The 25,919-nt window shown below is 64.2% G+C and carries 18 protein-coding genes; 10 read left to right on the top strand and 8 right to left on the bottom strand.

Going from position 1 to position 25,919, the window contains the following annotated elements; genetic code table 11:
* Positions 1 to 3 precede the first annotated feature (3 nt).
* Both ACF8O8_RS05460 and ACF8O8_RS05455 read left to right on the top strand, forming a co-directional pair.
* On the top strand, positions 4 to 1,692 hold the full coding sequence (locus ACF8O8_RS05460; RefSeq protein ID WP_350297686.1) for an FAD-dependent oxidoreductase: 1,689 nt from the start codon (positions 4 to 6) through the stop codon (positions 1,690 to 1,692).
* 241 nt (positions 1,693 to 1,933) lie between these two features.
* Positions 1,934 to 3,259: an MFS transporter gene (locus ACF8O8_RS05455; protein WP_012052802.1), complete on the top strand. Its 1,326-nt coding sequence runs from the start codon at positions 1,934 to 1,936 to the stop codon at positions 3,257 to 3,259.
* A gap of 148 nt (positions 3,260 to 3,407) precedes the next feature.
* Here the strand turns inward: ACF8O8_RS05455 and ACF8O8_RS05450 are convergent, their stop codons facing one another.
* The 3 genes from ACF8O8_RS05450 to ACF8O8_RS05440 form a co-directional block, all read right to left on the bottom strand.
* Positions 3,408 to 4,223 carry a sugar phosphate isomerase/epimerase family protein gene (locus tag ACF8O8_RS05450; protein ID WP_392509347.1) on the bottom strand — a complete coding sequence of 272 codons (816 nt, stop codon included), beginning with the start codon at positions 4,221 to 4,223 and terminating at the stop codon, positions 3,408 to 3,410.
* 29 nt (positions 4,224 to 4,252) lie between these two features.
* Positions 4,253 to 5,305, bottom strand: coding sequence for a Gfo/Idh/MocA family protein (locus ACF8O8_RS05445; RefSeq protein WP_010953524.1), 1,053 nt, complete (start codon positions 5,303 to 5,305; stop codon positions 4,253 to 4,255).
* 138 nt (positions 5,306 to 5,443) lie between these two features.
* Positions 5,444 to 6,220: an IclR family transcriptional regulator gene (locus tag ACF8O8_RS05440; RefSeq protein WP_392509346.1), complete on the bottom strand. Its 777-nt coding sequence runs from the start codon at positions 6,218 to 6,220 to the stop codon at positions 5,444 to 5,446.
* A gap of 194 nt (positions 6,221 to 6,414) precedes the next feature.
* Here ACF8O8_RS05440 and ACF8O8_RS05435 point away from each other — a divergent pair, with 194 nt between their 5' ends.
* Positions 6,415 to 8,127 (top strand): FAD-dependent oxidoreductase, encoded by a 1,713-nt coding sequence (locus ACF8O8_RS05435; RefSeq protein WP_392509345.1) that lies wholly within the window; start codon positions 6,415 to 6,417, stop codon positions 8,125 to 8,127.
* Between the two features lie 108 nt (positions 8,128 to 8,235).
* Here ACF8O8_RS05435 and ACF8O8_RS05430 read toward each other — a convergent pair whose 3' ends face one another.
* Complete coding sequence (locus ACF8O8_RS05430; protein WP_392509344.1) at positions 8,236 to 11,142, bottom strand: HD domain-containing phosphohydrolase; 2,907 nt, start codon at positions 11,140 to 11,142, stop codon at positions 8,236 to 8,238.
* A 205-nt stretch (positions 11,143 to 11,347) separates the two neighbouring features.
* Complete coding sequence (locus tag ACF8O8_RS05425) at positions 11,348 to 11,959, bottom strand: TetR/AcrR family transcriptional regulator (protein ID WP_049588130.1); 612 nt, start codon at positions 11,957 to 11,959, stop codon at positions 11,348 to 11,350.
* Positions 11,960 to 12,068: 109 nt separating this feature from the next.
* Between ACF8O8_RS05425 and ACF8O8_RS05420 the strand changes: the two genes are divergently transcribed.
* The 7 genes from ACF8O8_RS05420 to ACF8O8_RS05390 all read left to right on the top strand — a co-directional run bounded on the left by ACF8O8_RS05420 (position 12,069) and on the right by ACF8O8_RS05390 (position 21,606).
* Positions 12,069 to 13,862, top strand: a complete 1,794-nt coding sequence (locus ACF8O8_RS05420) for an ABC transporter ATP-binding protein (protein WP_010953518.1) — start codon at positions 12,069 to 12,071, stop codon at positions 13,860 to 13,862.
* Positions 13,856 to 15,613 (top strand): ABC transporter ATP-binding protein, encoded by a 1,758-nt coding sequence (locus tag ACF8O8_RS05415; RefSeq protein WP_049588131.1) that lies wholly within the window; start codon positions 13,856 to 13,858, stop codon positions 15,611 to 15,613. The genes ACF8O8_RS05420 and ACF8O8_RS05415 overlap by 7 nt, the downstream gene beginning before the upstream one ends.
* On the top strand, positions 15,613 to 16,554 hold the full coding sequence (locus ACF8O8_RS05410) for an ABC transporter permease (RefSeq protein ID WP_010953516.1): 942 nt from the start codon (positions 15,613 to 15,615) through the stop codon (positions 16,552 to 16,554). The genes ACF8O8_RS05415 and ACF8O8_RS05410 overlap by 1 nt, the downstream gene beginning before the upstream one ends.
* A complete protein-coding gene (locus ACF8O8_RS05405; RefSeq protein WP_010953515.1) occupies positions 16,551 to 17,492 on the top strand; it encodes an iron chelate uptake ABC transporter family permease subunit in 942 nt (313 codons plus the stop codon). Before ACF8O8_RS05410 ends, ACF8O8_RS05405 begins: the two co-directional genes overlap by 4 nt.
* On the top strand, positions 17,489 to 18,265 hold the full coding sequence (locus ACF8O8_RS05400) for an ABC transporter ATP-binding protein (protein WP_010953514.1): 777 nt from the start codon (positions 17,489 to 17,491) through the stop codon (positions 18,263 to 18,265). The genes ACF8O8_RS05405 and ACF8O8_RS05400 overlap by 4 nt, the downstream gene beginning before the upstream one ends.
* Positions 18,262 to 19,251, top strand: a complete 990-nt coding sequence (locus ACF8O8_RS05395) for a siderophore ABC transporter substrate-binding protein (RefSeq protein WP_014591457.1) — start codon at positions 18,262 to 18,264, stop codon at positions 19,249 to 19,251. The genes ACF8O8_RS05400 and ACF8O8_RS05395 overlap by 4 nt, the downstream gene beginning before the upstream one ends.
* A 117-nt stretch (positions 19,252 to 19,368) precedes the next feature.
* Positions 19,369 to 21,606 carry a TonB-dependent siderophore receptor gene (locus ACF8O8_RS05390; protein ID WP_049588134.1) on the top strand — a complete coding sequence of 746 codons (2,238 nt, stop codon included), beginning with the start codon at positions 19,369 to 19,371 and terminating at the stop codon, positions 21,604 to 21,606.
* Between the two features lie 141 nt (positions 21,607 to 21,747).
* On the opposite strand, the gene ACF8O8_RS05385 is transcribed toward ACF8O8_RS05390, so the two are convergent.
* The 3 genes from ACF8O8_RS05385 to ACF8O8_RS05375 all read right to left on the bottom strand — a co-directional run bounded on the left by ACF8O8_RS05385 (position 21,748) and on the right by ACF8O8_RS05375 (position 25,704).
* On the bottom strand, positions 21,748 to 23,241 hold the full coding sequence (locus tag ACF8O8_RS05385) for an aldehyde dehydrogenase (protein WP_350297682.1): 1,494 nt from the start codon (positions 23,239 to 23,241) through the stop codon (positions 21,748 to 21,750).
* Between the two features lie 195 nt (positions 23,242 to 23,436).
* Positions 23,437 to 24,819 carry an aspartate aminotransferase family protein gene (locus ACF8O8_RS05380; RefSeq protein WP_003250846.1) on the bottom strand — a complete coding sequence of 461 codons (1,383 nt, stop codon included), beginning with the start codon at positions 24,817 to 24,819 and terminating at the stop codon, positions 23,437 to 23,439.
* A 42-nt stretch (positions 24,820 to 24,861) separates the two neighbouring features.
* Positions 24,862 to 25,704, bottom strand: coding sequence for a helix-turn-helix transcriptional regulator (locus tag ACF8O8_RS05375; RefSeq protein WP_010953510.1), 843 nt, complete (start codon positions 25,702 to 25,704; stop codon positions 24,862 to 24,864).
* Positions 25,705 to 25,919: the final 215 nt, after the last annotated feature.

The raw sequence follows: 25,919 nt of genomic DNA, 5'->3' as shown, positions 1-25,919 counted from the left end.
TCCATGCCCCCCCTTGAATGTGACGTACTCGTCATCGGCTCCGGCGCCTCTGGCCTGGCTGCCGCCGTAACCGCCGCGCATCATGGCCTGACAGTGGTCGTCGCGGAAAAAGCCAGCCAGCTGGGCGGCACCAGCGCCTGGTCGGGGGGGTGGTTGTGGATACCGCGCAACCCGCTGGCCATCGCCGAAGGCATCGTCGAAGCCGACGATGCCCCGGAGCGCTATCTGCGTGCGCAAACCCACACCCGCGAGCTGGACCCGCGTCAACGCGCCTTCCTGCGCCATGGTCCGGAAATGGTGGCGTTCTTCGAGCAGCACACAGCCGTGCAGTTCCAGTGCGGTAGCCGTATGCCCGACATGCGTGAAGGCGATGGCAGTGCACGCGGCGGTCGCTCGCTGTGTGCATTACCTTACGACGGGCGACGGCTAGGGCCTTGGTTGCACAAGTTACGCCCACCGCTGGACATCGTCAGCCTGGCCGGCATGGGCATTGCCGGGGGCGCCGACATGGCTGCCTTCTTCAACGCCACACGCTCGCCCAAGGCAGCGCTGCATGTTGGCAAGCGCCTGTTGCGCCATGGCCGAGACTTGCTGCTGCACCGTCGCGGCTTGCATCTGGTCAATGGCAACGCGCTGGTGGCGCGCCTGCTGCGCAGCGCCCTTGATCGTGGCGTGACATTGCTGACCGAGAAAGCGGCCAGCCGTCTGTTGTTGTGCGAAGAACGGGTCAACGGCGCGCTGTTTGCCGATGGCCAAGCGATCTACGCACGGCGTGGTGTGGTGCTGGCCTGCGGTGGCTTCCCACATGATCGCCAGCGTATCTCGCAACTGATGCCGCACGCGCCGGACGGTGACCAGCATTACTCCGCTGCGCCCAGGGAGAATAGCGGTGATGGTTTGCGCCTGGGCGAACAGGCGGGTGGGCGGGTGTCTGCGGCAGGCGCCCACGGGGGCGCCTGGGCGCCGGTATCGCAGGTACCGCGCCGCAATGGCCATTTCGGCCATTTCCCACACCTGATCGACCGTGCCAAGCCCGGTTTCATCGCCGTGCGCCGCGATGGTCGGCGCTTCGTCAACGAAGCCGATTGCTACCACGACTTCATGAACGCGCTGTTCGCCGCCACGCCGCAGGCTGAGCAGCCGGAGGCCTGGCTGATCTGCGACCATGCTGCGCAACGGCGCTATGGCATCGGTTGGGCCAAGCCCTTTCCCTTCCCTACCCGCTTCTATCAGCGCAGTGGCTATTTGCACAGCGGCGCTACCCTGGCGCAACTGGCACAGCGCTGCGGGATCGACGCCGAGCAGTTGCAGCGCACGGTGGAGGGCTTCAACCATCACGCGGCACAAGGTGAAGACCCTACCTTTCTGCGTGGCGCGTCGGCCTACAACCGGGCCCAAGGCGACCCGCAGCAGGCACCTAACCCGTCGCTTCGGCCGTTGCTGAAGGGGCCGTTCCATGCGGTGAAACTGCTGCCAGGCAGCCTTGGCACCTTCGCCGGCCTGGACACAGACGCCTCAGCCCGCGTACTGGACCACGCAGGGCAGCCGATACCCGGGTTGTTTGCAGTGGGTAACGACATGCACAGCGTGATGGGTGGGTACTACCCGAGCGGTGGCATTACCCTTGGGCCAGGGATGACCTTCGGCTATCTGGCCGGTAGAGCGTTGAGCGCGGGCTGTGCAGATCATTGACGTCGGTGTTGCGCCCATCAGGCAACCAAGGCCAAAGCCTTCTACCCTTCAGTGACGTGAATACCTGCCGCGCCCGCCGGCCAACGCAACCGTTCGATAACCGAACAGTAGCCCGTCTCTTGAATTGACGCTGCCGTCTTCACTGCTCACCATGCACCGGCCTTGCGTGCCCCCCTGCCTGGGAAACGGTCACGCACCCGTAGCACCGCAGCTGAATACAATTTCAAGAAACGAGCAGTCTATGAACCACTCCAAGATCCCCCCCGCCGCGCCCCGGATGTCCCAGGGCTCGATCGGCGACAAGCTCCGCGGCGCCTTCGGCGTCGGCAAGACCCGTTGGGGCATGCTCGCCCTGGTGTTCTTCGCCACCACCCTGAACTACATCGACCGCGCCGCCCTTGGCATCATGCAGCCCGTGCTGGCCAAGGAAATGAGCTGGACGGCGATGGACTACGCCAACATCAATTTCTGGTTCCAGGTCGGCTATGCCATCGGCTTTCTGCTGCAAGGCCGGCTGATCGACAAGGTCGGAGTCAAACGGGCCTTCTTCTTCGCTGTACTGCTGTGGAGCCTGGCCACGGGTGCCCACGGCCTGGCCACCTCGGCTGCAGGTTTCATGGTCTGCCGCTTCATCCTCGGCCTGACCGAGGCCGCCAACTACCCGGCCTGCGTCAAGACCGTGCGCCTGTGGTTCCCGGCGGGTGAGCGGGCGATTGCAACGGGGTTGTTCAACGCCGGTACCAATGTTGGCGCCATGGTCACCCCCGCGCTGTTGCCGCTGATCCTGGCTGTATGGGGCTGGCAGGCTGCGTTCATCGCCATGGGCAGCCTGGGCCTGGTGTGGGTCGTGTTTTGGGTGCTGAAATACTACAACCCGGAAGACCACCCCCGCGTGCGTCAGAGCGAGGTGCAGTACATCCAGCAGGATGACGAGCCCGAGCCGACCCGCGTGCCGTTCAGCCGCATCCTGCGCCTGCGTGGCACCTGGGCTTTTGCAGTGGCCTATGCGATTACCGCGCCGGTGTTCTGGTTCTACCTGTACTGGCTGCCGCCGTTCCTGAACCAGCAATACAGCCTGGGCATCAACGTGACCCAGATGGGCATCCCGTTGATCATCATCTGGCTGACGGCAGACTTCGGCAGTATCGGGGGAGGCATTCTGTCCTCGTGGCTGATCGGCCGTGGCGTGCGTGCCACAACAGCGCGCTTGGTGTCCATGCTGATCTTTGCCTGCACCATGCTCAGCGTCATCTTTGCTGCCAACGCCAGTGGACTGTGGGTCGCGGTGGCGGCCATCTCGATCGCGGTAGGCGCGCACCAGGCGTGGACGGCGAATATCTGGAGCCTGGTGATGGACTACACACCCAAGCATCTGGTGAGCACCGTATTCGGCTTCGGCAGCATGTGTGCGGCAATTGGCGGGATGTTCATGACGCAGATTGTCGGCAGCGTGCTGACCGCTACCAACAACAACTATGCCGTGCTGTTTACCATGATCCCGGCCATGTACTTCCTGGCGCTGGTGTGGATGTATTTCATGGCACCGCGCAAGGTCGAGAGCGCCTGAGAGCGCTAGCCACTTACCTCTACGGGGCCCTTGCGGGCCCTTTTTTTGGCTTGGAGTTTCTTGAGAAGCGGACAACGACAATGCAGCGTTCGGTGTGGGTTCACTCGCGAACGTGGCGTAACCGGTGCCATGCGCCACGTTCGCTCGATCAGACCGCGGCCAATACCGCCTGGGCTTTCTCCAGCGCCATGCGCGCGCGCTGTTCGCCACTGACGCCTTGCTCCAGCAATTGCCGCGTGGGGATTTCCAGGCTCAGCGGCACGCTCGGCGGCAAGGCGCGTAACAGGCCAACCAGATCGGCATCGCCATCACCCGGGAAGCGTCGCTCGTTACGCGCCTGGCGCAGGATCTCGTCCATGTCGGCCGGTACCGGGCCAGCAACGTCACACAGTTGGGCATAGCGCATGCGCTTCGGCTTCAGTTGCGCCAGGTCGTCCAGCGAAGAGCCGGAGCGGTTGAAGTGGAAGGCATCCACCAGTACGCAGCCATTGGCGCGGTCGGCGTTGGCCACCACCCGCATGGCCTGGCGCAGGTCACGTACGTCGGTCCAGGGCATGAACTCCAGGTGAGGGTGAATGCTGTAGCGCGCCGCCAGCTCGCACAATGCGGCAAAGCGTTCGGTCAGGCGCGCTTCGTCGGGGTCGTTGCCCGCTACCAGCAATTCAGTGCCACCCAGCTCGGCGCCCACCGCCAGGATCGCTTCGAAATCGGCCACACAGGTTGCCGGTTCAAGACGCAGGATCTCCAGGTCGAGCACCTTGATGCCCGTGTCGCGCAGGCGCGCCTGGGTTTGCCGACGCAGTTCGGCATCGGCAACCAACGGGAAATGCCGCTCCTGTTCGGTGGCTGGCACCAGCCGTAGGCCGACATGGCTGTAACCCGCTCGGGCGGCGACCTCGACCATGTCCGGTGGAGACAGCTCGAGCACCGTCAGGGCCGCGAGGGAAAAAATTCGATCAGTCATTTATCATCACCAGCAATAGTAAGGTTGTATCAGCCAATGTGCGCGGGCGCGCAAGCCCGACCGCTTTGGGCTGCCTGTCGTATCGCTTCGATCAGCGCCAGTGTGCGCCCCCCGTCGGCAGCGTCGATCAGCGGCGCCTGTTCACCCCGGGCAACACGCACAAAATGCTGCAATTGCAGGGTCAATGCCTCGCCGGCAGGGATGCTTTCCGAACTTTGCAACAGGGGCGTATGCCAGCCCGAGCCTGCCTCGGCGTAATGCCAGCGCTTGAGCTGGGGAATGCTCAGTGCACCTTGGGTACCGGCCAGCAGATAGCACGGCTGGCCATCCTGGCGCGGGTACACGGGGCTTTCGCCAGCGTCCAGCTCCCAGCTCCACGGTGCAGCCACCGCGTCAGACCCGGTCAGGCTGCCCAGGGCACCGTTGGCAAACTGCAGCAGCACCGCGGCGCTGTCTTCGTTGGCAAAACCGCGTACATCGTTGCGGGTGAAGGCCTGCACCTGCACCACCTCGCCGCACAGGTAACGCAACAGGTCAAGGTCGTGGATCAGGTTGGTCAGCAAGAAACCGGCCCCTGGCTCGCGGCGCCAGGGCGTTTCGAAATAGCTGTCGGGCTTTTGCAGTTGCCACAGCGCGGTGACATTGATCAGACGGCCCAGTTTGCCTTCGTTGATCACCTGGTGCGCCTTGGCGATCAGCGGATTGTGTCGGCGATGGTGCCCTACAAGCACCGGTACACCTCGGCGGCGTGAGGCTTCCACCAGTGCACGCACTTCATCCAGGTTCACGCCCACCGGTTTTTCCACCAGCACTGGCACCCCGGCCTCGACACAATCCAGGGCGGTGGCGACATGCAGGGTGTTGGGGTTGGCGACGATCACTGCCTCGGGGCGCACCTGCTCCAGCATTTGCCGGTGGTCGGCAAAGCATGGCACACCGCACTCGGCAGCGAAGGCCTCGGCCTGCGGGCCGGGGTCGGCTACCGCACACAGTTGGGCTTGCGGCACATTGCGCAAGTGCTGGTAATGCTGCCGGCCCATGATGCCGGCGCCAATCAAGGCAATACGAAGGGGTGCGTTCAACAGCCTGTCCTCTTGTCATTGTTGTTATGAAATTCTGAAACCGGGTTCCAAAATTCATACTCGACAATTTAGAACCAAGTTCAGCTTTTCAGAAGAACGGGCGCAACAGACTGTGCGGTAATCGACCGGAATATTCCCTCAGGCAAACAGCTCGCTGGCGGGACTGGCCGCCGACAGCTCTTCTGCCGCCGACAACAATAGCGGTGCCAGCGCTGCGAGGCGGCTCTGTGCCAGCCGCGCGCTGGGCCCGGCGATGCTCAGCACGCCAATCACCTCGACACTTTGCGGGCGGCGCACCACTGCGGCCAGGGCTGAGGTGCCGATGGCGGAGGTTTCCTCGACCCAGGCATAACCACGCTCGCGGGCGCGGTGCAGGTAGGCGAGCAGCTCGTCGGTGGAACGTGGCGCGTTCGGGCCGAACTGGTCGGGGTCGGCAATACCTTGGCGCAACACCATCTGCAGCGCCTGCTCATCGTCCAGGCTGGCCAGCCAGGCGTGCCCGGAGGCGGTATAGAACAGCGGCGCGTCGCGCCCCATATCCGGGTCGTAGCGCAGCCCGGAGCGGGCCCCCTGAGACTTGGCGATCCAGGTTTGCCGGGCACCGTCGATTACCCCAAGGCGCACCAGTTCACCGCTGTCCTGGGCCAGGCGGTCAAGAATCGGCTGGATGATGTCGGCACCGCTGCTGGCCAGGTAACGAAAGCTCAGCGCTACCAACTTGGCCGACAGCTGATAGCGGCTGTTTTCCCGGTTCTGGCGCACGTAGCCCAGCCGCACCAGCTCCGTGAGCATGCGGTGGGCAGCGCTTTTGGGAATGTCCAGGCGCTCGGCCAGGGTTTGTAACGGCAGCCCTTGGGGTTCACCGGTAAGGCTTTCTACAAGACTGAAGGCGCGTTCGATCTGACTACCAGCCATGTCACAGGTCCCTGATTTTTTTGCGAATTCTAGAAGATGATTCCACATCGTCGCTAGCCAGCGCAGCTCGGGCCACCCCGAATGTCCGATGATCGCCCAGTTCTTGCCTGACATGACCAACCTGACCTTGCAGGACCACCCGCTGCTGATAAGAATGTGGAACATTGTTCTAATAAAAGCACAGGAAACCCGCAATGCCTTCCGCTCCTCTCGAAACCGAATGCGATGTACTGGTCATAGGTTCTGGCGCCGCCGGGCTGGCGGCGGCCGTCACGGCTGCCTGGCATGGGCAGAAGGTGATCGTGGCGGAGAAAGAACCGGTGTTTGGCGGTGCCACCGCCTGGTCCGGCGGCTGGGCCTGGGTGCCACGCAACCCGCTGGCGCGCAGGGCCGGCATCGAGGAAGACATCGAACAGCCGCGGACTTATCTGCGCCATGAGCTGGGGACAAACTACAATGCCGAGCGCGTCGATGCCTTCCTTGAGGCGTGCCCGCATATGGTGGCGTTTTTCGAGAAGTACACGGCGTTGCAGTTTGCCGACGGCAACGGCATCCCGGACATGCATGGCGATACGCCAGGCGCAGCCCTTGGCGGCCACCAGGTGATCGCCGCGCCCTACGATGCCCGCGAGGTTGGCGCCCTGCTGCCACGCTTGCGCAAGACCATGCGCGAAACCTCGTTCATGGGCATGCCGATCATGGCCGGTGCCGACCTTGCCGCCTTCCTCAACATGACCCGCTCGCCCAAAGCCCTGCTGCACGTGTGCAAGCGCTTTGGCCGCCACCTGTACCACCTGGCCCGCCATGGTCGGGCCATGCACCTGGTCAACGGTGTGGCACTGGTGGCGCGCCTGGCCAAATCGGCACAGGACCTGGGTGTGCACCTGCAAGCGTCGGCGCCGGCCAAACGCCTGCTGATCGAGGGTGGCCAGGTGCGCGGGGCGTGGGTCGCGACGCCACAGGGCGAGCAGCTGATCCGCGCCAAGGCCGTGGTGCTGGCGGCAGGCGGTTTCCCCAATGACAACGCCCGGCGCCAGCAACTGTTCCCGCGCGATGCCAGCGGCCACGACAACCTGGCGCTGCCGCCCAAGGGGTGTTCTGGCGATGGCCTGCGGCTGGGCGAGTCCGCCGGCGGCGTGGTTGCCACCGACCTGAAGTCGCCAGTGGCCTGGGCACCGGTTTCACAGGTGCCGTATCGCGACGGCAGCGTCGGCCACTTCCCGCACATTATCGAGCGCGGCAAACCGGGCGTTATCGGCGTGCTGGCCAACGGCAAGCGTTTCGTCAACGAAGCGCATGGCTATTACGACTATGTGTCGGCCATGGTCGCTGCAGTGCCGCAGGGCCAGGAGGTGTGCTCGTGGCTGGTTTGCGATCATCGCTTCTTGCGCTGCTATGGCCTGGGGCATGCCCGCCCGGCACCGCTGCCGGTAGGGCCGCATGTGCGCAACGGCTACCTGAAACGCGGCGCTACGCTCGAGCAGCTCGCCCAGGCCTGCGGCATTGACCCGTCCGGGCTGCGCGCCACGGTCACTGACTTCAATACCCATGCCCGTAACGGCCAGGACCCGGCGTTTGGCCGCGGTTCCACGCCGTTCAACCGCAAGCAGGGTGACCCACAGCACAAGGGCCCTAACCCTTGCGTGGCGCCCATCGAGCACGGGCCGTTCTATGCGGTGAAAGTAAAGCCCGGCTGTTTTGGCACCTTTGCCGGGTTGCGCACCGACGGCAATGCCCGTGTACTGGATGAGGCGGGGCAACCGATTGCAGGCCTGTATGCAGCAGGTACCGACATGGCCAGCGTGTTTGGTGGCTGGTACCCGTCGGGCGGCATCAACCTGGGGCCGGCGCTGACCTTTGGCTATGTCGCCGGGCGGCACATTGCCGGGGTGCAGGGGTATGAGTGAGCTGACCCCCAATACCCGGGTGGTCGGCGCTCTGCAGGAGGACGCCGGGAAAGGCCGTGGCGCTTGAATCGAGCGCCACGCGGTCTGATTTTTCAGTGCTGTCACCCCTCAGTTCACAGGTCTCGCTGCGCTGCGCTCCTGAATTTGCGCCAGCCAGTAGGTCACATCCACCTCGTCGATCTGCTCGGTGCGCAGGAAGCGCTCGGCATATTGGCGGTATACCCCGCTGCTGAGGAACAGCTGTAGCAGTTGCCCGTCGACGTGCCCCTCGCGGGCCATGGCCACCAGGATCTTCACCGATTCGGACAGCGTCTTCGGGGGTTTGTATGGCCGGTCTGCTGCCGTCAGTGCTTCGAAGATGTCGGCAATCGCCATCACTCGCTCGGCAATGCCCAGGTCCTGCCCGTCCAGACGGCGCGGATAGCCGCTGCCGTTCATCTTTTCGTGGTGGTTGCCGGCGATGTCGGGTACCCGCTTGAGCTGACGCGGGAGCGGCAGTGCACTGAGCATGATGATGGTCTGCACGATGTGTTCGTTGATCTTGAAGCGTTCTTCGTCAGTCAGCGTGCCACGGCGGATCGACAGGTTGTACAGCTCGCCGTAGTTGCTGGCGTGGCCTGGCAGATGCATGTCGAACCCCCAGATGTTACGCGGGTCGTCCTTCACCACCGGCGGCGTGCGGGTGCCCCAGGGCACGCAGTGCTCGGGGCGGTCGGCCAGCAATGGCTCCTCTGTCGGTAGTTCAGGCTGCGGCACGCCGACAAAGCGTTCCGCCTCGTCACGGGAGATGCCCAGGCGGTTATCGAAATGGCGCAGCCAGCGTCGCTTGCCGATCACCTGCAAGCGCTGGATATCGGTGTCCTGCATGAACTCGCCGCCGATGTTGGCCTGGGCGACGAAAGCGAAGTCGTCCTGCAGCTCGGCCTGGCTTCGCTGCAGTGCGGCTTTCAGTACCTGCTGGTCGACGCCGCTGGCCAGGCCTTGCCAATAAGCCAGCTCCGCATCGCGCCACAGCACTTCGAAACGCATGCGTACTTCGTGGATGCGGTTGTACAGGGTCTCCAGCTTGGTCGCCTTGTCCACCACGTACTCGGGGCTGGTGACCTTGCCACAATCGTGCAGCCACGCTGCCACACGGAACTCGTACCGCTCTGCCTCGGTCATGCTGAAGCTGGCGAACGGACCGCTGTCGGCTGCCACTGCCTGATCCAGCAGCATCTGCGCCAGCTGAGGCACCCGCTCGCAGTGGCCACCGGTATAGGGGCTCTTGGCATCGATGGCGTCTGCCAGCAGCTTGATCATGGCGTCCAGCAGGCGTTGCTGGGCTTCGACCAACTGGCGGGTTTCGATGGCCACTGCAGCCACACCGGACAGCTCCTCGACAAAGCGCCGAAATGCCTCGCCCACCCGCTCCTGCGCCTGCTCTTCGCCCATTTGCAGGACCAGGATGCCCAACAGTGCCTGGCTACGGTCATTCAGCACCACGGCCAGACTGCGTTCGTGCAGGCCGAGGGCCTGGGTCACTGTTGCAGCCAAGTGCTGCCGGGCGCTTTCATCCACTGCCAGCTCGCTTGGGTAGTGTTCACCGCGGCACGAGGCGGCCAGGCGCAGCAAAGCCTGTTCAGCGTCGTACAGGTAAACCCCGCCGGCGTCGCCCCCGGCAGCTTCTACCAGATGGCTCAGCACGCCATCGAGCATGCGCTCCAGGTCTCGCTCGCGGCTGAGCGCAAGGGTAATCGCCTGAAAGTGGCGAATAGTACCGGACATGCGGCTCAGCACGCGGCTCAACTCGCGCACCTCGGAAACCCGCGAGTGCACGCCCACTTCACGGCTGAAATCAAAACTGGCCAAACCTTGAACCTGCTCGCGCAACAGCCGCAGCGGGCGGCCAATGCGCCGGCCGAGCACACCGCCGAGCACCAGCAACACGGCCATCAGTGCCACGGTCCAGAGCAACTGCTCGAACAAGACTTTGCGTGCCCCCACCATCAGCTCGTGGCCTGGTACGGCAATCAGCACGTGCAAGTCGTGCCCGGCCAGGGTGGTCAGCTGCACACGAATGCCGTACCAGGTCTGGCCGTCCACCTGATAAGGCTGAGGCTGGTTGCCCTTCGGCAGGTCAGCGTATAGCCGCGCCAGGCTGGGAGCGCCCAGCTCGGCGACACGCGACAGGCGCACGCCTTGCCCTTCGTGCACGATTGCCCGCTGCGGGTCCGGATAGGCCACAACGTTGCCCTGGTCATCGACCACCACGATCTCGGTACCCGGGGTCATGCGCAGGTCCTGAGTCTCGCTGGCCAGGTCGTTGACCGAGACATCCAGGCCGATCACGGCCCCACCGTCGACGCTACGTTGGGCCATGGTCAAGCCGACCTCGCGGGTGGTGAAGAACACATAGGGGCGCGTCAGCACAGTAGAGGGTTGTACCGTGGCTTCAGCAAACCAGGGGCGCAGGCGTGGATCGTAGCGATAGTCAGGTTTGGCCTGGGCCTGCAACAAGTTCAGCGCCCGATCATAAAAGCGCCACTCGCCCTGCACCTTGGCGCCGTCGCCATGGCTGACGCTCTGCACCAGAAAAGCCGTGCCCGGTGGAGCGGCGAAACGCTGCATCAGCTGTGGGTCACGCAGGCGACGCACCAACAGGAACTCGCCGCTGGGGTAACCCAGATAGGCGGCGCTGAGCATGCGGTTGGCGTCCAGCATTTCCACCAGCTGTGGCAGCCGATCCAGGCGCTGTGCCTGGGTGTGCACCGTCGTGTTGTGAGCCAGCAGGCGAATGCTGCTTTGCGCCGGCTCGATCATGCGCCTGGCGCGCTCGTCGATCGTCTTGGCAACCTGCTGGGCGGCATCGCCAGCGGCGGCCACGAGGGTTTGGCGAATTCCGCGGTAACCCTGCCAGGCCAGGGCGGCGCCGAGCAGCAGCATGCCCAGCACGATGGCCAGCGCCACCAGCCATTGCAGCGAGATGCCACGCCCGGCTTTACCGGCAACACGGTCATTCGACACGCAGCCCATTCCAGGTACTCCATGTGTGGCAGTTTGAAGGAGCAGCCAGAACGATCATGCAGGCCAAGGCCATTCGCAGGCAGCGTGACGGGCCAAATGGTGGCAAGCTGCCCTGGTCCATCTTGGCAGCAGTGTAGAGCGTACGTGGGCTTTCTGCCGGGATGGCAAAAAAGTTAACCTGGGCAGTAAAAGGCGCACAGCCGTTACATGAGGCTCAACCCCGCTGCTCCAGCATGACCAACGCCCCGACAATCAGCGCCTGCATGCCCTCAAGCAATTCCACTTCCATCTCCGATTCTTCGCCAGCCCGGTCGGCCTCCAGCAGCGGCTCGCGCCCCGACACCGTGTACACCGTATCGGCCACGGCAAAGCCATGGAACGCCACCGTCGACAACAACCAGCGCGCCTCTTCCAGGCTCAGGCCGTAGGCCTGGGCGATGTGCGCCTGGTGGTCATTGATCTTGTCGATCATCGCTTCTGTCGCTGCCAGCCTGCGGATCACATAGGGCGTCAGACCCGGGTGGGCCTTGACGAATGCCTGTACCGACGTGGCAAAGCGCGTCAGGTAGGACTGCAACCCTTCTACACAATTCCCGTCTGCCCTAGGGATCTGCCAGCGCTGAAAGATCTCCTCGGCCACCAGACACTTGAGTGCTTCGATGTTCGGCACATGCTTGTACAGCGCCATGTGGCTTACGCCCAACGCAGCGGCCACGCCAACGAACGTGAGGTTGGGCAAGCCGATGGCGATGCTCACGTCGGCAATCCGTTCACGGGTGATGGTGCGAGGGCGACCGCGTCCGGGGGTGCGTTGTGGTGGTTGCATCGGTTCCTCCAGGCTTTGTGAAGACAGTCTTGTAGCTGCCTTGTCGGGTTTTCGCAAATTAGTTTATAGTCATGCAACTAATTAATTTGCAGCTTTCCAGGCCCGCTTCATGTCCGATTCATCAACGCCCCTTGACGATGCCGCCCCTTCAACAAACAAAGCCCGCAGCCCGCTCAGCCGTGTGCTTTCCCCCATTCGCGGGCGGCTGGCGCTGTCGGCGGTGCTGGCTGCGGCGGGTTCGATGCTGGCTTTGGTACCGCTGGCAGGCATTGCGCACATCGCACACCTGGCGTTGAGCGAAACCGCCACATCGGGCGCCATTGGCCGGGCCATCGCAGCCAGCATCGCCAGCCTGTTCACTGGCATGACCCTGATCACCGCAGCCGAAATGCTGGCGCACCAGGCCGACAACCACATCACCCATCACCTGCGCGTGGCGATCGGCCAGCGCCTGATGCAAGTGCCGCTCGGCTGGTTCAGCGAGCGGGCATCAAGCGAAGTGAAACGGGCCATGCAGGACGACATCGGCACACTGCACAGCCTGACCGCGCACTTTTTCACCACACTGGGCCGCACCGTGGGCGCCGTGCTGATTTCCGTGGCCTACCTGTTCGCCATGGACTGGCGCCTTGCCGTGGTCGTGCTGCTGCCCTTCCCGGCGTTCTTCCTGTTTCTGCACCGTGCCATCAAGGCCAGCGCAGCGCATATGGGTGATGTGGTTGCGGGCATGGCGCGCATCGACAACGCGGTGGTCGAGTTCGTCAATGGCATGCCGCTGGTCAAAGCATTCGGCGGGCGCGGCAACGCGCAGGACCGCTACCGTGCCGCGGTCGATGCCTTTGCCAACACCTTCACCGGTTTCACCCGCCCACTGGTTGCGGCGATGGCACGGGCCAATGCCTTGATCGCGCCGGTGACGGTAGTGGGTGTGGTGCTGCTGGCAGGCATGGCGTTCGTGGCCCTGGGCTGGATAGAGCCGCTACAGATACTGCCCTTTGCCTTGGTCGCACCTGGGTTGTGCGCGCCGCTACAGTTGTTGCACTACATTACCCACGACCTCAACAACGCGGTGGGGGCGGCCCAGCGGGTGCAGGTCCTGCTGGACACCCCGGTGCTGCCGGCCCCTGCAGTTGGCAGCCTGCCCAACGGCAGCGAACTGCGCGTGGAGCAACTGAGCCATGCCTACGCCCCCGGCAACAACGTGCTCGATGACGTCAGCTTCACCTTGGCCCCCGGCACCACGACCGCCATCGTCGGCCCCTCTGGCGCCGGCAAGTCGACCCTGGCGCGCCTGCTGCTACGGTTTTTCGACCCAGACGCCGGGCGCATCACCCTGGGTGGCGTCGACCTGCGGCAGATCGAGAGCCGCGAACTGTACCGACGCATAGGTTTCGTGCTGCAGGAGGTGCGGCTGATCCATGCAAGCGTGGCCGACAACATCGCCCTGGGCAAACCGGCTGCAACCCGCGAACAAGTCGAAGCGGCTGCGCGCCTGGCCAACATTCACACACGCATCCTGCAACTGCCGCGTGGCTATGACTCGGTGGTGGGCGAAGACGCGCAATTGTCCGGGGGCGAACAGCAGCGCCTGAGCATTGCTCGCGCCGTGCTGCTCGACCCGCCCGTGCTGGTACTGGACGAGGCCACCGCAGCCGCCGACGCCGAGAGCGAGGCGGCGATCCAGGATGCCCTGTCGCGTTTCGCCCGGGGTCGCACCCTACTGGTCATCGCCCACCGGCTGGACACGGTGATGCATGCCGACCAGATCCTGGTGCTGGACCAAGGCGCCCTGTGTGAACAAGGGCGCCACAGCGAATTGCTCAACCGCCAAGGCCTTTATGCACGGCTGTGGGCGCAGGGTGGTTATCAGGACACCGTGAAAAAGGCGCTGCCAGCATGCTGAAAACCTTCGTTCGACTGCTGGGCGAATGCGCCCCGGCCTGGCGCCGTTACCTGCTGATGACCGTGCTGTACGGGGTATTCAGTGGCCTGACCATCAGTACCCTGGCGCCGCTCATGCTGCACCTACTGAACAGCGAAATACACGCTGCCAGTGCCTGGTTGGTCGTGCTGGCCGCCGGCTTGACGCTGTGCTGGGCCTGGCGACGCCAGGTGGAAAAGGCCGGCATAAGCCTGGCGGTAGCGGTGCTGCAAGGCGGCCGCCAGCACATTGGCGCCCAGGTAGCACAGCTGCCACTGGGTTGGTTCACCCCTGACAACACCGCGCGGCTCGGGCATGTGATCACCCAGGGCACGATGGCTGTGGCCCAACTGCCGGCCCATGTGCTCACGCCCTTGATCAGTAGCAGCGTCACGCCGCTGGTGCTGTTGGTTGCGCTGTTCATCCTGCACCCGCCGCTGGGGCTTGTCGCCCTGCTAGCGCTGCCGGCGCTGGCTGCAGTGCTGCTGTTCAGCGCACGCCTGGGGCGCCGGGCCGATCACGCCTTTCACCAGCACTTCGCCGCCGCCAGCCAGCGTATGGTGGAGTTCGCCCAGGCACAGTCGGTGCTGCGGGCCTTCAATGGGGAGGGTGGGGGCACACGGTTGCTGGCGCAAAGCCTGGAGCGCCAGCGCAGCAGCGGCATGGGCCTGATCATTCGTGCTTCGCTGTCAGCACTGCTCAACAGTTGGGCCGTGCAGGCAACATTTGCCGCGCTGTTGGTGGCCGCCGGCCTGTGGTTCGGCGATCAGGCGGGTGGCCAAGCGCAGGACGCAGTTGCGGTGATCGTGGCACTGGTGCTGGTGTGCCGCTTCATCGACCCGCTGCAGGACGTGGCCAGCCATGTCGAGATCCTGCGCGGGGCCCATGGCCAGCTGCAGGAAATCGAACGGATCCTGGCAGCCAAGCCGTTGCCAGAACCCGCCTCGCCCCACCGGCCGGTGGGCGGCGCAATCAACCTGCAAGGGGTAAGCTTGCGCTACAATCCCACCGGGCCCGACGTGCTGCAAAACGTGAACCTGCACATCCCGGCAGGCAGCATGACCGCCGTCATCGGCGCCTCGGGCTCAGGCAAGACATCACTGATGCGCCTGATTGCACGGTTCTTCGATACCACCGAAGGCAGTGTGCGCATTGGCGGCGTCGACGTGCGGCAAATGGCCCGCGCCAGCCTGACCGACACAGTCAGCCAAGTACTGCAGGACACCTGGCTGTTCCAGGGCAGCATCGCCGACAACATCCGTATCGGCAAACCCGATGCCAGCGACGCCGAGGTACTGCAAGCGGCGCACATGGCCGGCTTGGGACACACCCTCGAACGGCTGCGCGGGGGCCTCGATACGTCCGTGGGCGAAGGTGGTGCGCAGCTTTCCGGTGGCGAACGCCAGCGTGTGACCATTGCCCGTGCGCTGATCAGGCAAGCACCAGTACTGCTGGTGGACGAAGCCACCGCCGCCCTTGATGCCGAGAACCAGGCCGTGATTGCCCAGACGCTGCACAGCCTGCATGGGCGTTGCACCTTGGTGGTCATCGCACACCAGCTCAGCACCGTGGCCATGGCCGACCATATCGTGGTGCTGGACGCCGGGCAGGTTGTCGAACAAGGCACACCGGCCACACTGCGCGCCAATGGCGGGCACTATGCACGCATGCTCGAACAGCGCCACGCCGCCAACGGCTGGCGCATCGGGGCACCGAGGGTGGAACACGACTGATGCGTGTTGCATGCCTCATCCTGTTCCTGGTGTTGTGCGCGGCCTCACTGGCTGTCGGCGTTCGTGAGCTGGCCTGGTCTCAGTTGCTTACCCTGCAAGGCGACGCCTGGCTGACCCTGACCGCAAGCCGCCTGCCACGGCTGGCCGCCTTGATACTGGTGGGTGTCGGGCTGGCGGTATGCGGTGTGATCCTGCAGCAGATCGTGCGCAACCGTTTCGTTGAACCCGGCACCACCGGCGGGCTCGATGCCGCGCGCCTGGGCATCCTGCTGTCGCTGGGCCTGGCGCCCGCGGCCGGGGCACTGCTGCGCATGCTGTTCGCACTGGCCGTGTGCTTTGCCGCCAGCCTGCTGTTTGTCGCCCTCATCCGCCGCATACGCGCCCGCAACGCGGTGCTGGTGCCGGTCATCGGCCTGATGTACGGCGGCGTGCTGAGTGCGCTGGCCGAGTTCTACGCCTACCGCTTCAACCTGCTGCAAAGCATGCAGGGCTGGTTACTGGGTGATTTTTCCAAGGTGGTGCAGGGCCGCTACGAAATTCTCTACCTGATTGTACCGATCGTGTTGCTCACCTACCTGTACGCACAGCGCTTCACCGTGCTGGGCATGGGCGAAGGCATGGCCACCAGCCTGGGCCTGAACTACACCGCCAACGTGACGGTGGGCCTGCTGCTGGTAGCTGTGACGGTGTCGGCCAGCGTGATCATCGTCGGCGCCATCCCCTTCGTCGGCCTGGTGGTGTCCAACCTGGTCGCCCTGCGCCATGGCGACAACCTGCGCCGCACCCTGCCACTGGTGGCGCTGGGCGGTGCGGCCTTGCTGCTGGTCTGCGACCTGCTCGGGCGGTTGCTGATCTACCCGTTCGAAGTGCCCATCGGCCTGACTGCAGGCGGCCTGGGCGGGCTGATCTTCCTCGGGCTGATCATCTGGAGGCAGCGATGAAAGGCCGACACTGCTTGTGGCTGGCCGTGGTCGCTCTGGCCACACTGTTCGTGTTCGTCAACGCTGGGGCGGATTTCGCCTACCTCATCCCCAAGCGCCTTGTGCGCCTGGCGGCCATGGTGATCGGTGGCGTGTGCGTGGCCTGCTCCGCCATCGCCTTCCAGACCCTTTCCGGCAATCGCATCCTCACCCCGGCGATCATGGGCTACGAAGCCGTGTACCTGCTGCTGCAGGCGCTGCTGGTGCTGGGCATGGGCGTGCAGGGGCTGATCCTGCTCGGCAGTGACGGCAATTTCCTGCTCTCGATGCTACTGATGCTCGGCTACTCCTGGGCCCTGCACCGCTGGCTGTTTCGTGACGGCAAAAACAACGTGTACTTCCTGCTGCTGGTCGGCCTGGTGCTGACCATGGTCATGGCCACGTTCACCCAGTTCGTCCAGCTGAAAGTCAGCCCCGGCGAGTTCTCGATGCTGCTGGGCTACACCCAGGCTTCGTTCAACCGGGCATCGCCGCAGTTGCTGCTGTATTCGGCCGTGCTGGTGGCGGGCGTGTGTGTGCTGCTGGCCCGGGCCGTACCGGTGCTGGACGTGCTGGCACTCGGACGCGACCAGGCCATTTCACTGGGCGTGGACTACCGGCGCAACGTGCGCCTGCTGCTGGCGCTGATCGCAGCGTTGGTCGCGGTGTCGACCAGCCTGTTGGGGCCCACGGCATTCATGGGCGTGTTCGTCGCCAACATCACCTATGCGATGGCCGGTACCTTCCGCCACCGGGTCACCCTGGCCCTCGGCAGCGCCGTGGCCATTGCCGTGTTCATTGCCGCCCAGTTGCTGGTCGAGCATGTCTTCAACTACAGGACCACCGTCGGCATCCTCGTGAACCTGGTGTGTGGCACCTACTTCCTCGCCCTGATGGTGCGCAACCGGGGAGCCGCATGATTACTGTCCACGACCTGCACAAAACCTATGGCAGCAAAGAGGTGTTGAGCGGGGTAAGCGCCAGCTTCCCACGCGGGCAGCTGACCTCGCTGATCGGCCCCAATGGCGCCGGCAAGTCCACCTTGCTGATGATGCTGGCCCGGCTGCTGGCGCCTGCCAGCGGTGACATACGCCTGGACGGGCAAAGCATCGACAGCATCGCCATCGGCGACTATGCCCGGCGCGTGGCCACCCTGCGCCAGTCGGTCGACTTCAACCTGCGCCTGACCGTCGACGAACTGGTCGCGTTCGGCCGCTTCCCCTACAGCCGTGGTGCGCTCACCGCTGCAGACCGTCGGGCCATCGACCAGGCCATTGCCTTTCTGTCCCTGGAGCCGCTGCGCCAGGCCTACCTCAATGAACTCAGCGGCGGCCAGCGGCAAATGGCCTTTCTGGCCATGACCATCGCCCAACAGACCGACTATCTGCTGCTGGACGAGCCGTTGAACAACCTCGACATGCGCCACGCCGTGCAGATCATGCGCGCCCTGCGTCGGCTGTGCGACGAGTTCGGCCGCACGGTGATTTTGGTGGTGCACGACATCAACTTTGCAGCCGCCTACTCCGACTGCATCGTCGCCATGCAGGGTGGCCGTGTGCATTGCAGCGGCAGCGTCGAGCAGGTTGTGACCGAGCGACAGCTGCACGCGCTGTACGGGCTGGATTTCGACATCACCCACAGCGCGCGCGGCCGCCTGTGCAACTACTTCAACCCACCCGGAGAACAGCAATGAACCGCAACCACCCCGCCAACGGCTGGCCATTGGCGCTACTGCTAGCCGCCACCCTCGCCCTGCACGGCTGCAACGAGCCCACGGCAGCCACAGCGGCACCGGCGAACACCACGCGCCATGGCGACTACACGCCGTTAACCGTACAGCACAAACTGGGCACCACAGTGATCAGTCAACTGCCACAGCGCACGGTGGCTCTGGACATGAACGAAGTGGACTTCCTCGACCAGTTGGGCGTACCCGTGGCGGGCATGCCCAAGGACTTCGTGCCGGACTTTCTTGCACGCTATAAGGATGCCGGGCAAACGGCAGATGTCGGCTCGATCGTGCAGCCCAACCTGGAGCGGGTGCATGCGGCGCGGCCTGACCTGATCCTGATCACCTCGCTGCAGGCCAACCACTATGACGAACTGAGCGAAATGGCGCCGACCCTGCACTTCGATGTGGACTATCGCGACAGCGAAACCGGGCATGTCGCCATGGTCAGGCAGCACCTGCTCAGCCTTGGGCAGGTGTTCGGCAAGCAAGGCTTGGCCCAGCGCAAGGCTGACGCCCTGGAGGCCAAGCTGGCCCAGGCGCGCAGCGTCACCCGCGACCGCCCGGAGCGGGCCCTGGTGGTGCTGCACAACAACGGCGCCTTCAGCGCCTTCGGCGTGCAGTCGCGCTACGGCTTCATCTTCAATGACCTAGGCGTCAAGCCGGCCACCACTACCCTGGATACCGGCCTGCATGGCCAGCCGATTTCCAGTGAGTTCATCCAGCAGGCCAACCCCGACATCCTCTATGTGGTGGATCGCACCGCCGTCATGGAGCACCGCCCAATGATGACAGCAGACACCTTGGACAACCCCCTGCTGCGCCAGACCAACGCATGGAAGCACGGCCGCGTGGTGTTCGTCGACCCGCAGGCCTGGTACGTCACGGCCGCCAGCCCGACCTCACTGGCTTTGATCGCGGATGACGTGATCAGGGGCTATCAGGACTAGGCACTTCCTTTTTGCAAATGCCTGCCACTGCGTTAGCACGTGATTCTCATTTGCCTTACTTCTTCGCTTTTTAAATGCAAAAACACAACCCGCCATCTGTCCCTCTGGAGCCATCGCGTGTCCATCCGTACCTTGCACACACTCTCGTCCCCTGCCCTGGCATTGCCTGCGCTGCCGCGCACCCCGCTGGCACATGCCGTATTCATTGGCCTGGCCCTTGGTAGCTGCACACTGGCGCCAATCGCCGCACACGCCGACGCAGCCAACCCCCACGAGGCCGCTGAAGAAAAACCCGCCCCCCCGGAATTGCCCGCCACCCTGATCGACGCCCAAGCCAGCGCTGCCGATCCACTGCCACCGGTGTATGCCGGCGGCCAGGTGGCCACCGGCGGGCGGGTGGGCCTGCTGGGCAACAAAGACTTCATGGAAACGCCGTTCAGCACCGTCAGCTACACCGACACCTACATTCAGGATCTGCAGGCCCGGGACATCACCGACGTTATCGCCGCCACCGACCCGTCAGTGTTCAGCAACGGCCTGACCGGCACCTACAGCGAGAACTACTCGATCCGCGGCTTCCAGACCAGCGTCAGTGACATGACTATCGATGGCCTGTTCGGCATGGCCCCCTACTACCGCGCCTCACCCGAAATGTACGAACGCATCGAAGTACTCAAAGGCCCGTCGGCGCTGCTTAACGGCATGCCGCCCGGCGGTTCGGTGGGCGGTATTGTCAACCTGATTCCCAAGCGCGCTGGCGACACGCCGCTGACCCGGCTGACCGCCACCTACGCTTCCGATGCCCAGCTTGGCGGCCATGTCGACGTTGGCCGGCGCTTCGGTGAGGGCAACCAGTTTGGCGTGCGCTTCAACGGCATGTACCGCGACGGCGACACTGCCATCGACGATCAACGCCAGCGCAATGTGCTGTCTTCTCTGGCCCTGGACTGGCGTGGCGAACGTGGCAAGCTGTCGCTCGACCTGTTCGATACCGACGACCACATCAGCGGCCAGAACCGCGGCATGGGCCTGGCCGCTGGGGTACCAGTCCCCAAACCGCCAAAAAACGACACACTGCTCAACCCCGACTGGGCTTATGTGGAAACCAAGGACAAGGGCGTCATCCTGCGTGGTGAGTACGAGCTGAACGACCAGTTGCTGGCCTATGGCGCGGTCGGCACCAGCAAGACGGACTATCGCTACAGCGGCGCACTCACAGCAACGGTGAACAACAGCGCCGGTGATTTCACCACCGCGATGGGCCAGTTGCAGATGGAGATCCACAAGACTTCTGCCGAGGTGGGGCTGCGTGGCCATTTCGACACCTTCGGCATCAACCACCAATGGTCGGTCAACGCCACCCAGTACAGCGACACGCAAAAGGACTTCGGCCGCCGCGCCGCCGGCTCGAACTGGACGACCAATATCTACAACCCTGTCTGGGGCCCGAAGGTATCGGAGGCCTGGCCACTGATTGCCCACACGGAAAACGACCTGAAAAGTTATGGCATCGCCGACACCCTGTCGGTGCTGGATGACCGGGTGCAACTGACCCTCGGCGTACGTCGCCAGGAAGTGGTCACCGACACTTACAACACCAATACCGGTGCCCGCAACAAACCAGGCTATGACACCCACGCCACCACCCCTGCCGGGGCCATCCTGTTCAAGCTGACCGATGAGCTGTCGCTGTACGCCAACTACATCGAAGGCCTGAGCAAAGGCGCGGCCGCACCGATCACCGCTGCCAACTATGGCGACGTGTTCGCGCCGTACAAATCAAAACAGAAGGAAATCGGCCTCAAGCTCGACCTGGGCACCTTCAGCCACACCTTGGCGCTGTATGAAATCAAGCGCCCGGGCAGCTATACCGACCCGGTCACCAACATCTTTTCGTTCGGTGGCGAGCAGCGTAATCGGGGCGTGGAATGGAGCTTCTTCGGTGCCCCTCTGCCCGACGTGCGCCTGATGGGGGGCGTGGCTTATGTCGACCCCAAGCTGACCAAGACCGCAGGCGGTGCCAACGATGGCAAGACCGCCACGGCCTACCCCAAGGTGCAGGGCAAGCTGGGCATGGAGTGGGACATCCCCGGCCTGGATGGGCTGACCCTGACCGGCAACGTGACCTCACAGTCCAAGCAATACATCAATGCCGAGAACAGCCTGTCGATTCCGGGTTACACGATCTTCGACGTTGGCGCCCGCTTTGTGACCCAGGTCGCCAACAAGCCGGTCACCTTGCGAGCGAACATCGCCAACCTGGGGGACAAGGACTACTGGGGTGTGCCACTGACCCAGACCCTGGGGTTGGGGGCGCCGCGGACCTATCAGCTTTCGGCTAGCGTGGACTTCTAACCGGGTCCCGCCGCGGCGCCAGATACGGCCTCTTCGCGGGCGCGCCCGCTCCCACAGGTCCAGCACAACCCTCAGACTTGTGCTGAACCTGTGGGAGCGGGCATGCCCGCGAAGCAGACGACGCGGTCAATGATCAATACATCAGCCGCGCAACTGGTACCAGGTGGTCTTGAGTTGCGAATACTTGTCGAACGAATGCAGTGACAGATCGCGGCCAAACCCCGACTGCTTGCCCCCACCGAACGGCACCGTCACATCCAGCGCATCGACTGTGTTCACCGATACGGTACCGGCTTTCAACGCCCGCGCTACCCGGTGCACCTGGTTGAAGTCGTCGCTCCACACCGAGGCTGCCAGGCCATAGATGCTGTCGTTGGCCAGGCGCACGGCTTCTTCTTCCGCGTCGAAGGCGCTGACCGCCAGTACCGGGCCGAACACCTCCTCGCGCGCCAGGCTCATGCGGCCCTCGACACCGGCAAAAATGGTCGGCTCGATGTAGTTGTCCGAACCTTCGATGGTCAGGCGTCGGCCGCCACACACCAATCGCGCGCCCTCTTGCCCGGCACGCACAATGGCGGCCTCGATGCGGCCGGTCTGCCCGGCATCGACAATGGCCCCGGCGCGGCTCGCCGGATCCAGCGGGTTACCGGGCAGCCACTGGCGAGCCTTGGCCTGCAGGCGCTCGATGAACTCATCGTGGATGGCACGCTGCACGTACAGCCGCGAGTTGGCCGAACACACCTCGCCCTGGTTGAAGAAAATGCCGAAGGCGGCCTTTTCCGCAGCCAGGTCCAGGTCCTGGCAGTTGTCGAACACCAGGTTTGGGCTCTTGCCGCCGCACTCCAGCCACACCTGCTTGAGGTTGGACTGCGCCGAGTACTGCATGAAGTACTTGCCCACCTGGGTGGAGCCGGTGAAGACCAGGCAGTCCACATCCGGGTGCAGGCCCAGCGCCTGCCCGGCCTGCTCGCCCAGGCCCGGCACCACGTTCAGCACGCCTTCCGGCACACCGGCTTCCAGCGCCAGCTGGGCCAGGCGCAGGGCCGAAAACGGTGATTGCTCGGCGGGCTTGAGTACCACGCTGTTACCGGCAGCCAGCGCCGGGGCCAGCTTCCAGGCGGCCATATCGAGCGGGAAGTTCCATGGCACCACGGCAGCGACCACGCCGAGGGCTTCGCGGGTGATGGTGGCCAGCGCATTGGCAGCAGTGGGCGCCACCTGGTCATACAGCTTGTCCAGCGCCTCGCCGTACCAGGCGAACACATGGGCAGAACCCGGCACGTCGATGTTGTAGGCATCCATCACCGGTTTGCCCATGTTCAGCGAGTCCAGCAATGCCAGTTCTTCACGATGGGCCATGATCAGCTCGGCCAGCCGCAGCAGCACTTTCTTGCGCTCGCCCGGCGCCATGCGCGGCCAGGGGCCTTGCTCGAAGGCTCGACGGGCGCTGGCGACAGCCAGGTCGACCTCGGCATGGCCGCAGGCGGCAACCTGTGCCAATACGTTGTTGGTGGCGGGGTTGATGGCTGCAAAGGTGGCGCCATCCTGTGCGTTGACGGGTTTGCCGTCGATCAGTGCATGGGCCGGAAGGTAGAGGTCCGAGGCGCGTTGTTGCCAGAATTCGAGAGTGTACATTTGTACTCCAGACGACCGTCGTGGCGGTCCTTCTTGCGCAAGTAACAGGTACCACACAGTCCGCAAGCACGCCGCACTCCCTCTGTGGGAGCGGGCATGCCCGCGAATCAGGCGACACGGTGGATGGCACCGGCTTCGCCGGTGTTCGCGGGCGTGCCCGCTCCCACAGGGAAGCGCGTTGCCCTTGTCAGCGGCTTACAGCTTGCCGACCAGCCGCGCCGTGCGGTCTACGGCTATCCGGGTCTTCTCCACCAGCTCATCCAGCTCGCTGTGGTTGGCGATCAAGGCCGGGGCCATGATCATCCGGCCCAGGGTCGAGCGAATGATCACCCCTTCCTCGAAACCAAAGGTGCGGCACTGCCAGGCCAGGTCGTTCTCGTTGGCAAAGCGCTTGCGCGTCGGCTTGTGCTCGGCGAACTGCAGCGCCGCCACCAGCCCGGCCCCTTGCACCTGGCCGATCAATGGGTGATCGGCAAACACTTCCCGCAGAATGCGCTGCAGGTACGGCCCCGTGTCGTCCTTCACCTGGCGCACGATGCCTTCGTCACGCAGCGCCTTCAGGTTGGCGATGGCCACTGCCGCCGCCACCGGGTGGCCGGAATAGGTCAGGCCGTGGGCAAACACTCCGCCGCGTTCCACCAACGCCTCGGCAATGCGCTTGCTCAGCACCAGGCCACCCATGGGCACATAGCCGCTGGTCAGGCCCTTGGCAATCGACAGGGTGTCGGGCTCGAAGCCGAAGTATTCATGGGCGAACCATTCGCCGGTGCGGCCAAAGCCACCGATCACCTCATCGGCGCACAGCAGCACGTCGTACTGGCGGCAGATACGCTGGATTTCCGGCCAGTAGCTTTCCGGCGGGAAGATCATGCCGCCGGCCCCCTGGAAGGGTTCGGCAATGAAGCCGGCAACGTTCTCGGCACCCAGTTCGAGGATCTTTTCCTCCAGCTGCAGGGCGCAGCGGCGGCCGAACTCGGCCGGAGTCAGTTCACCGCCCTCGGCGTACCAGTAGGGTTCGTCGATGTGTGCCACATCCGGAATCAACCCGCCCATGTCGTGCATGAACTTCATCCCACCCAGCGCCGTGGCCGCCAGGGTCGAGCCGTGGTAGCCGTTCCAGCGGCCGATCATGATTTTCTTGCCTGGCTGGCCAACCACCTGCCAATAGCGGCGCACGGTGCGGATCAGTACCTCGTTGGCCTCGGAGCCGGAGTTGGTGTAGATCGCGTGGCTGTAGTGCCCCGGCAGCAGGCTGAACAGCAACTCGGACAGTTCGATCACCGCCGGGTGGGTGGTGTGGAAAAACATGTTGTAGTAGGCCAGCTGATCCATCTGCGTGGCCGCGGCGGCCGTCAGGTCACGACGGCCATAACCGAGCTGGGTGCACCACAGGCCGGACATGCCATCCAGGTAACGCTTGCCCTCGCTGTCCCACAGGTGCAGGCGTTCGCCACCGACGATCACCCGCGGCCCTTCGGCGTTCAGCGCCTTCTGGTCGAGGAAGGCATGAATGTGGTGGGCGGCATCGGCTGCCTGGTAGTCACGGGTCTGGCGTTGCGGGGCGAAAGGCGCGTTCATTGTTGGTTTTCCTTTGCGGTGGGGTTGCAGGGCAGCTGGCGTTCAGCGCAGCTTGCCCATGTAGCTTTCCAGCGGGTCCTTGCCCAGCACGCCCTGGGCATTGGCCAGCGCATCGATGAACAGGGAGAACAGTTCGGACTGGGTGCCGATGTCGAGCTTGGCGTAGACGTTCTTGCGGTGCGACTTGATGGTGTCCTCCGACACTCCCAGCCGCTCGGCCAGCGACTTGGTCGAGTGGCCACGCAGGATCAGCTGGGCGATACGGCATTCACGCTCGGTCAGCAGCGAGCTGCCGAAATTGTTCAGCGCGGCATGGATACGTTGCTCGAGGATGTTCTCGAAGCGCCCTGCGCGGCTGTCCAGCCCGGCAAAATGCTTGCCGAGTACCGCCAGTACCCAAGGCGTGATGAGCCCGAACCGCGTGCGGCTTTGCCCATCCAGCTTGTCGGTGAAGGCCAGCGACACCGCCAGGCTTTGCCCGGGCGCCACCTGCAGGATGTAGTTGAGTTCATCCTCCAGGTGCGAGTGACGGTAGAACGATTGGTAGTACTCGCTGACCTCGAAGTGGTCGGGTGCCACTTCGAACAGGCCGTAACAACCGGATTCGACCTGTTCCACACAAGCACCGTAGAACGGGTCGAGCAGGTAGAAGCCCGACAGGTAGCGGCTGACATTGCCCTCGGGCTGCCAGGGCGCCTTGTCATCCTGCTCGAACAGCGCACAGGGCATGCCATCGTGCGGGTACAGGTACACCGTGGTCGCCTGGATCGGCCGGATCACACCCAGTGCAGCAAACAGGCTGGCGGCAAAGCCCGGCCGGCCGATCGCCTCGGTGACCTTGGCCTGGTGCTCGAACCATTGTTCTGAAAGCAATTGATTGGTCACTGTAAGCCTGCCGTTTTCTCAGTGGCACCGCCGCCAGTGCGGTGCGTCGTTGAGCAGATACTCCCACGGCGCTGCAGGCACCGGAATCACCCTTTGGGGTGAGCCGGGCAAGGGCTGTGTCCGCTCACCCCAAAGGGTGATTCCGGGTGCCTGCAGGGTGTGGGAGCATCAACCCGCCCCAGCGCTGCGAGCTTTCCGCTCGACCTCCTTGCACA

This window comes from Pseudomonas sp. TYF_14 (assembly GCF_043105275.1).
GTDB lineage: Bacteria > Pseudomonadota > Gammaproteobacteria > Pseudomonadales > Pseudomonadaceae > Aquipseudomonas > Aquipseudomonas alloputida.
This window is presented reverse-complemented; position numbering and strand designations above follow the sequence as displayed.

Coding starts and splice junctions, on each gene's coding strand:
- ACF8O8_RS05460 (WP_350297686.1), top strand. CDS start 4: ATGCCCCCCCTTGAATGTGACGTACTCGTCATCGGCTCCGGCGCCTCT.
- ACF8O8_RS05455 (WP_012052802.1), top strand. CDS start 1,934: ATGAACCACTCCAAGATCCCCCCCGCCGCGCCCCGGATGTCCCAGGGC.
- ACF8O8_RS05450 (WP_392509347.1), bottom strand. CDS start 4,223: ATGACTGATCGAATTTTTTCCCTCGCGGCCCTGACGGTGCTCGAGCTG.
- ACF8O8_RS05440 (WP_392509346.1), bottom strand. CDS start 6,220: ATGGCTGGTAGTCAGATCGAACGCGCCTTCAGTCTTGTAGAAAGCCTT.
- ACF8O8_RS05435 (WP_392509345.1), top strand. CDS start 6,415: ATGCCTTCCGCTCCTCTCGAAACCGAATGCGATGTACTGGTCATAGGT.
- ACF8O8_RS05430 (WP_392509344.1), bottom strand. CDS start 11,142: ATGGGCTGCGTGTCGAATGACCGTGTTGCCGGTAAAGCCGGGCGTGGC.
- ACF8O8_RS05425 (WP_049588130.1), bottom strand. CDS start 11,959: ATGCAACCACCACAACGCACCCCCGGACGCGGTCGCCCTCGCACCATC.
- ACF8O8_RS05420 (WP_010953518.1), top strand. CDS start 12,069: ATGTCCGATTCATCAACGCCCCTTGACGATGCCGCCCCTTCAACAAAC.
- ACF8O8_RS05415 (WP_049588131.1), top strand. CDS start 13,856: ATGCTGAAAACCTTCGTTCGACTGCTGGGCGAATGCGCCCCGGCCTGG.
- ACF8O8_RS05410 (WP_010953516.1), top strand. CDS start 15,613: ATGCGTGTTGCATGCCTCATCCTGTTCCTGGTGTTGTGCGCGGCCTCA.
- ACF8O8_RS05405 (WP_010953515.1), top strand. CDS start 16,551: ATGAAAGGCCGACACTGCTTGTGGCTGGCCGTGGTCGCTCTGGCCACA.
- ACF8O8_RS05400 (WP_010953514.1), top strand. CDS start 17,489: ATGATTACTGTCCACGACCTGCACAAAACCTATGGCAGCAAAGAGGTG.
- ACF8O8_RS05395 (WP_014591457.1), top strand. CDS start 18,262: ATGAACCGCAACCACCCCGCCAACGGCTGGCCATTGGCGCTACTGCTA.
- ACF8O8_RS05385 (WP_350297682.1), bottom strand. CDS start 23,241: ATGTACACTCTCGAATTCTGGCAACAACGCGCCTCGGACCTCTACCTT.
- ACF8O8_RS05380 (WP_003250846.1), bottom strand. CDS start 24,819: ATGAACGCGCCTTTCGCCCCGCAACGCCAGACCCGTGACTACCAGGCA.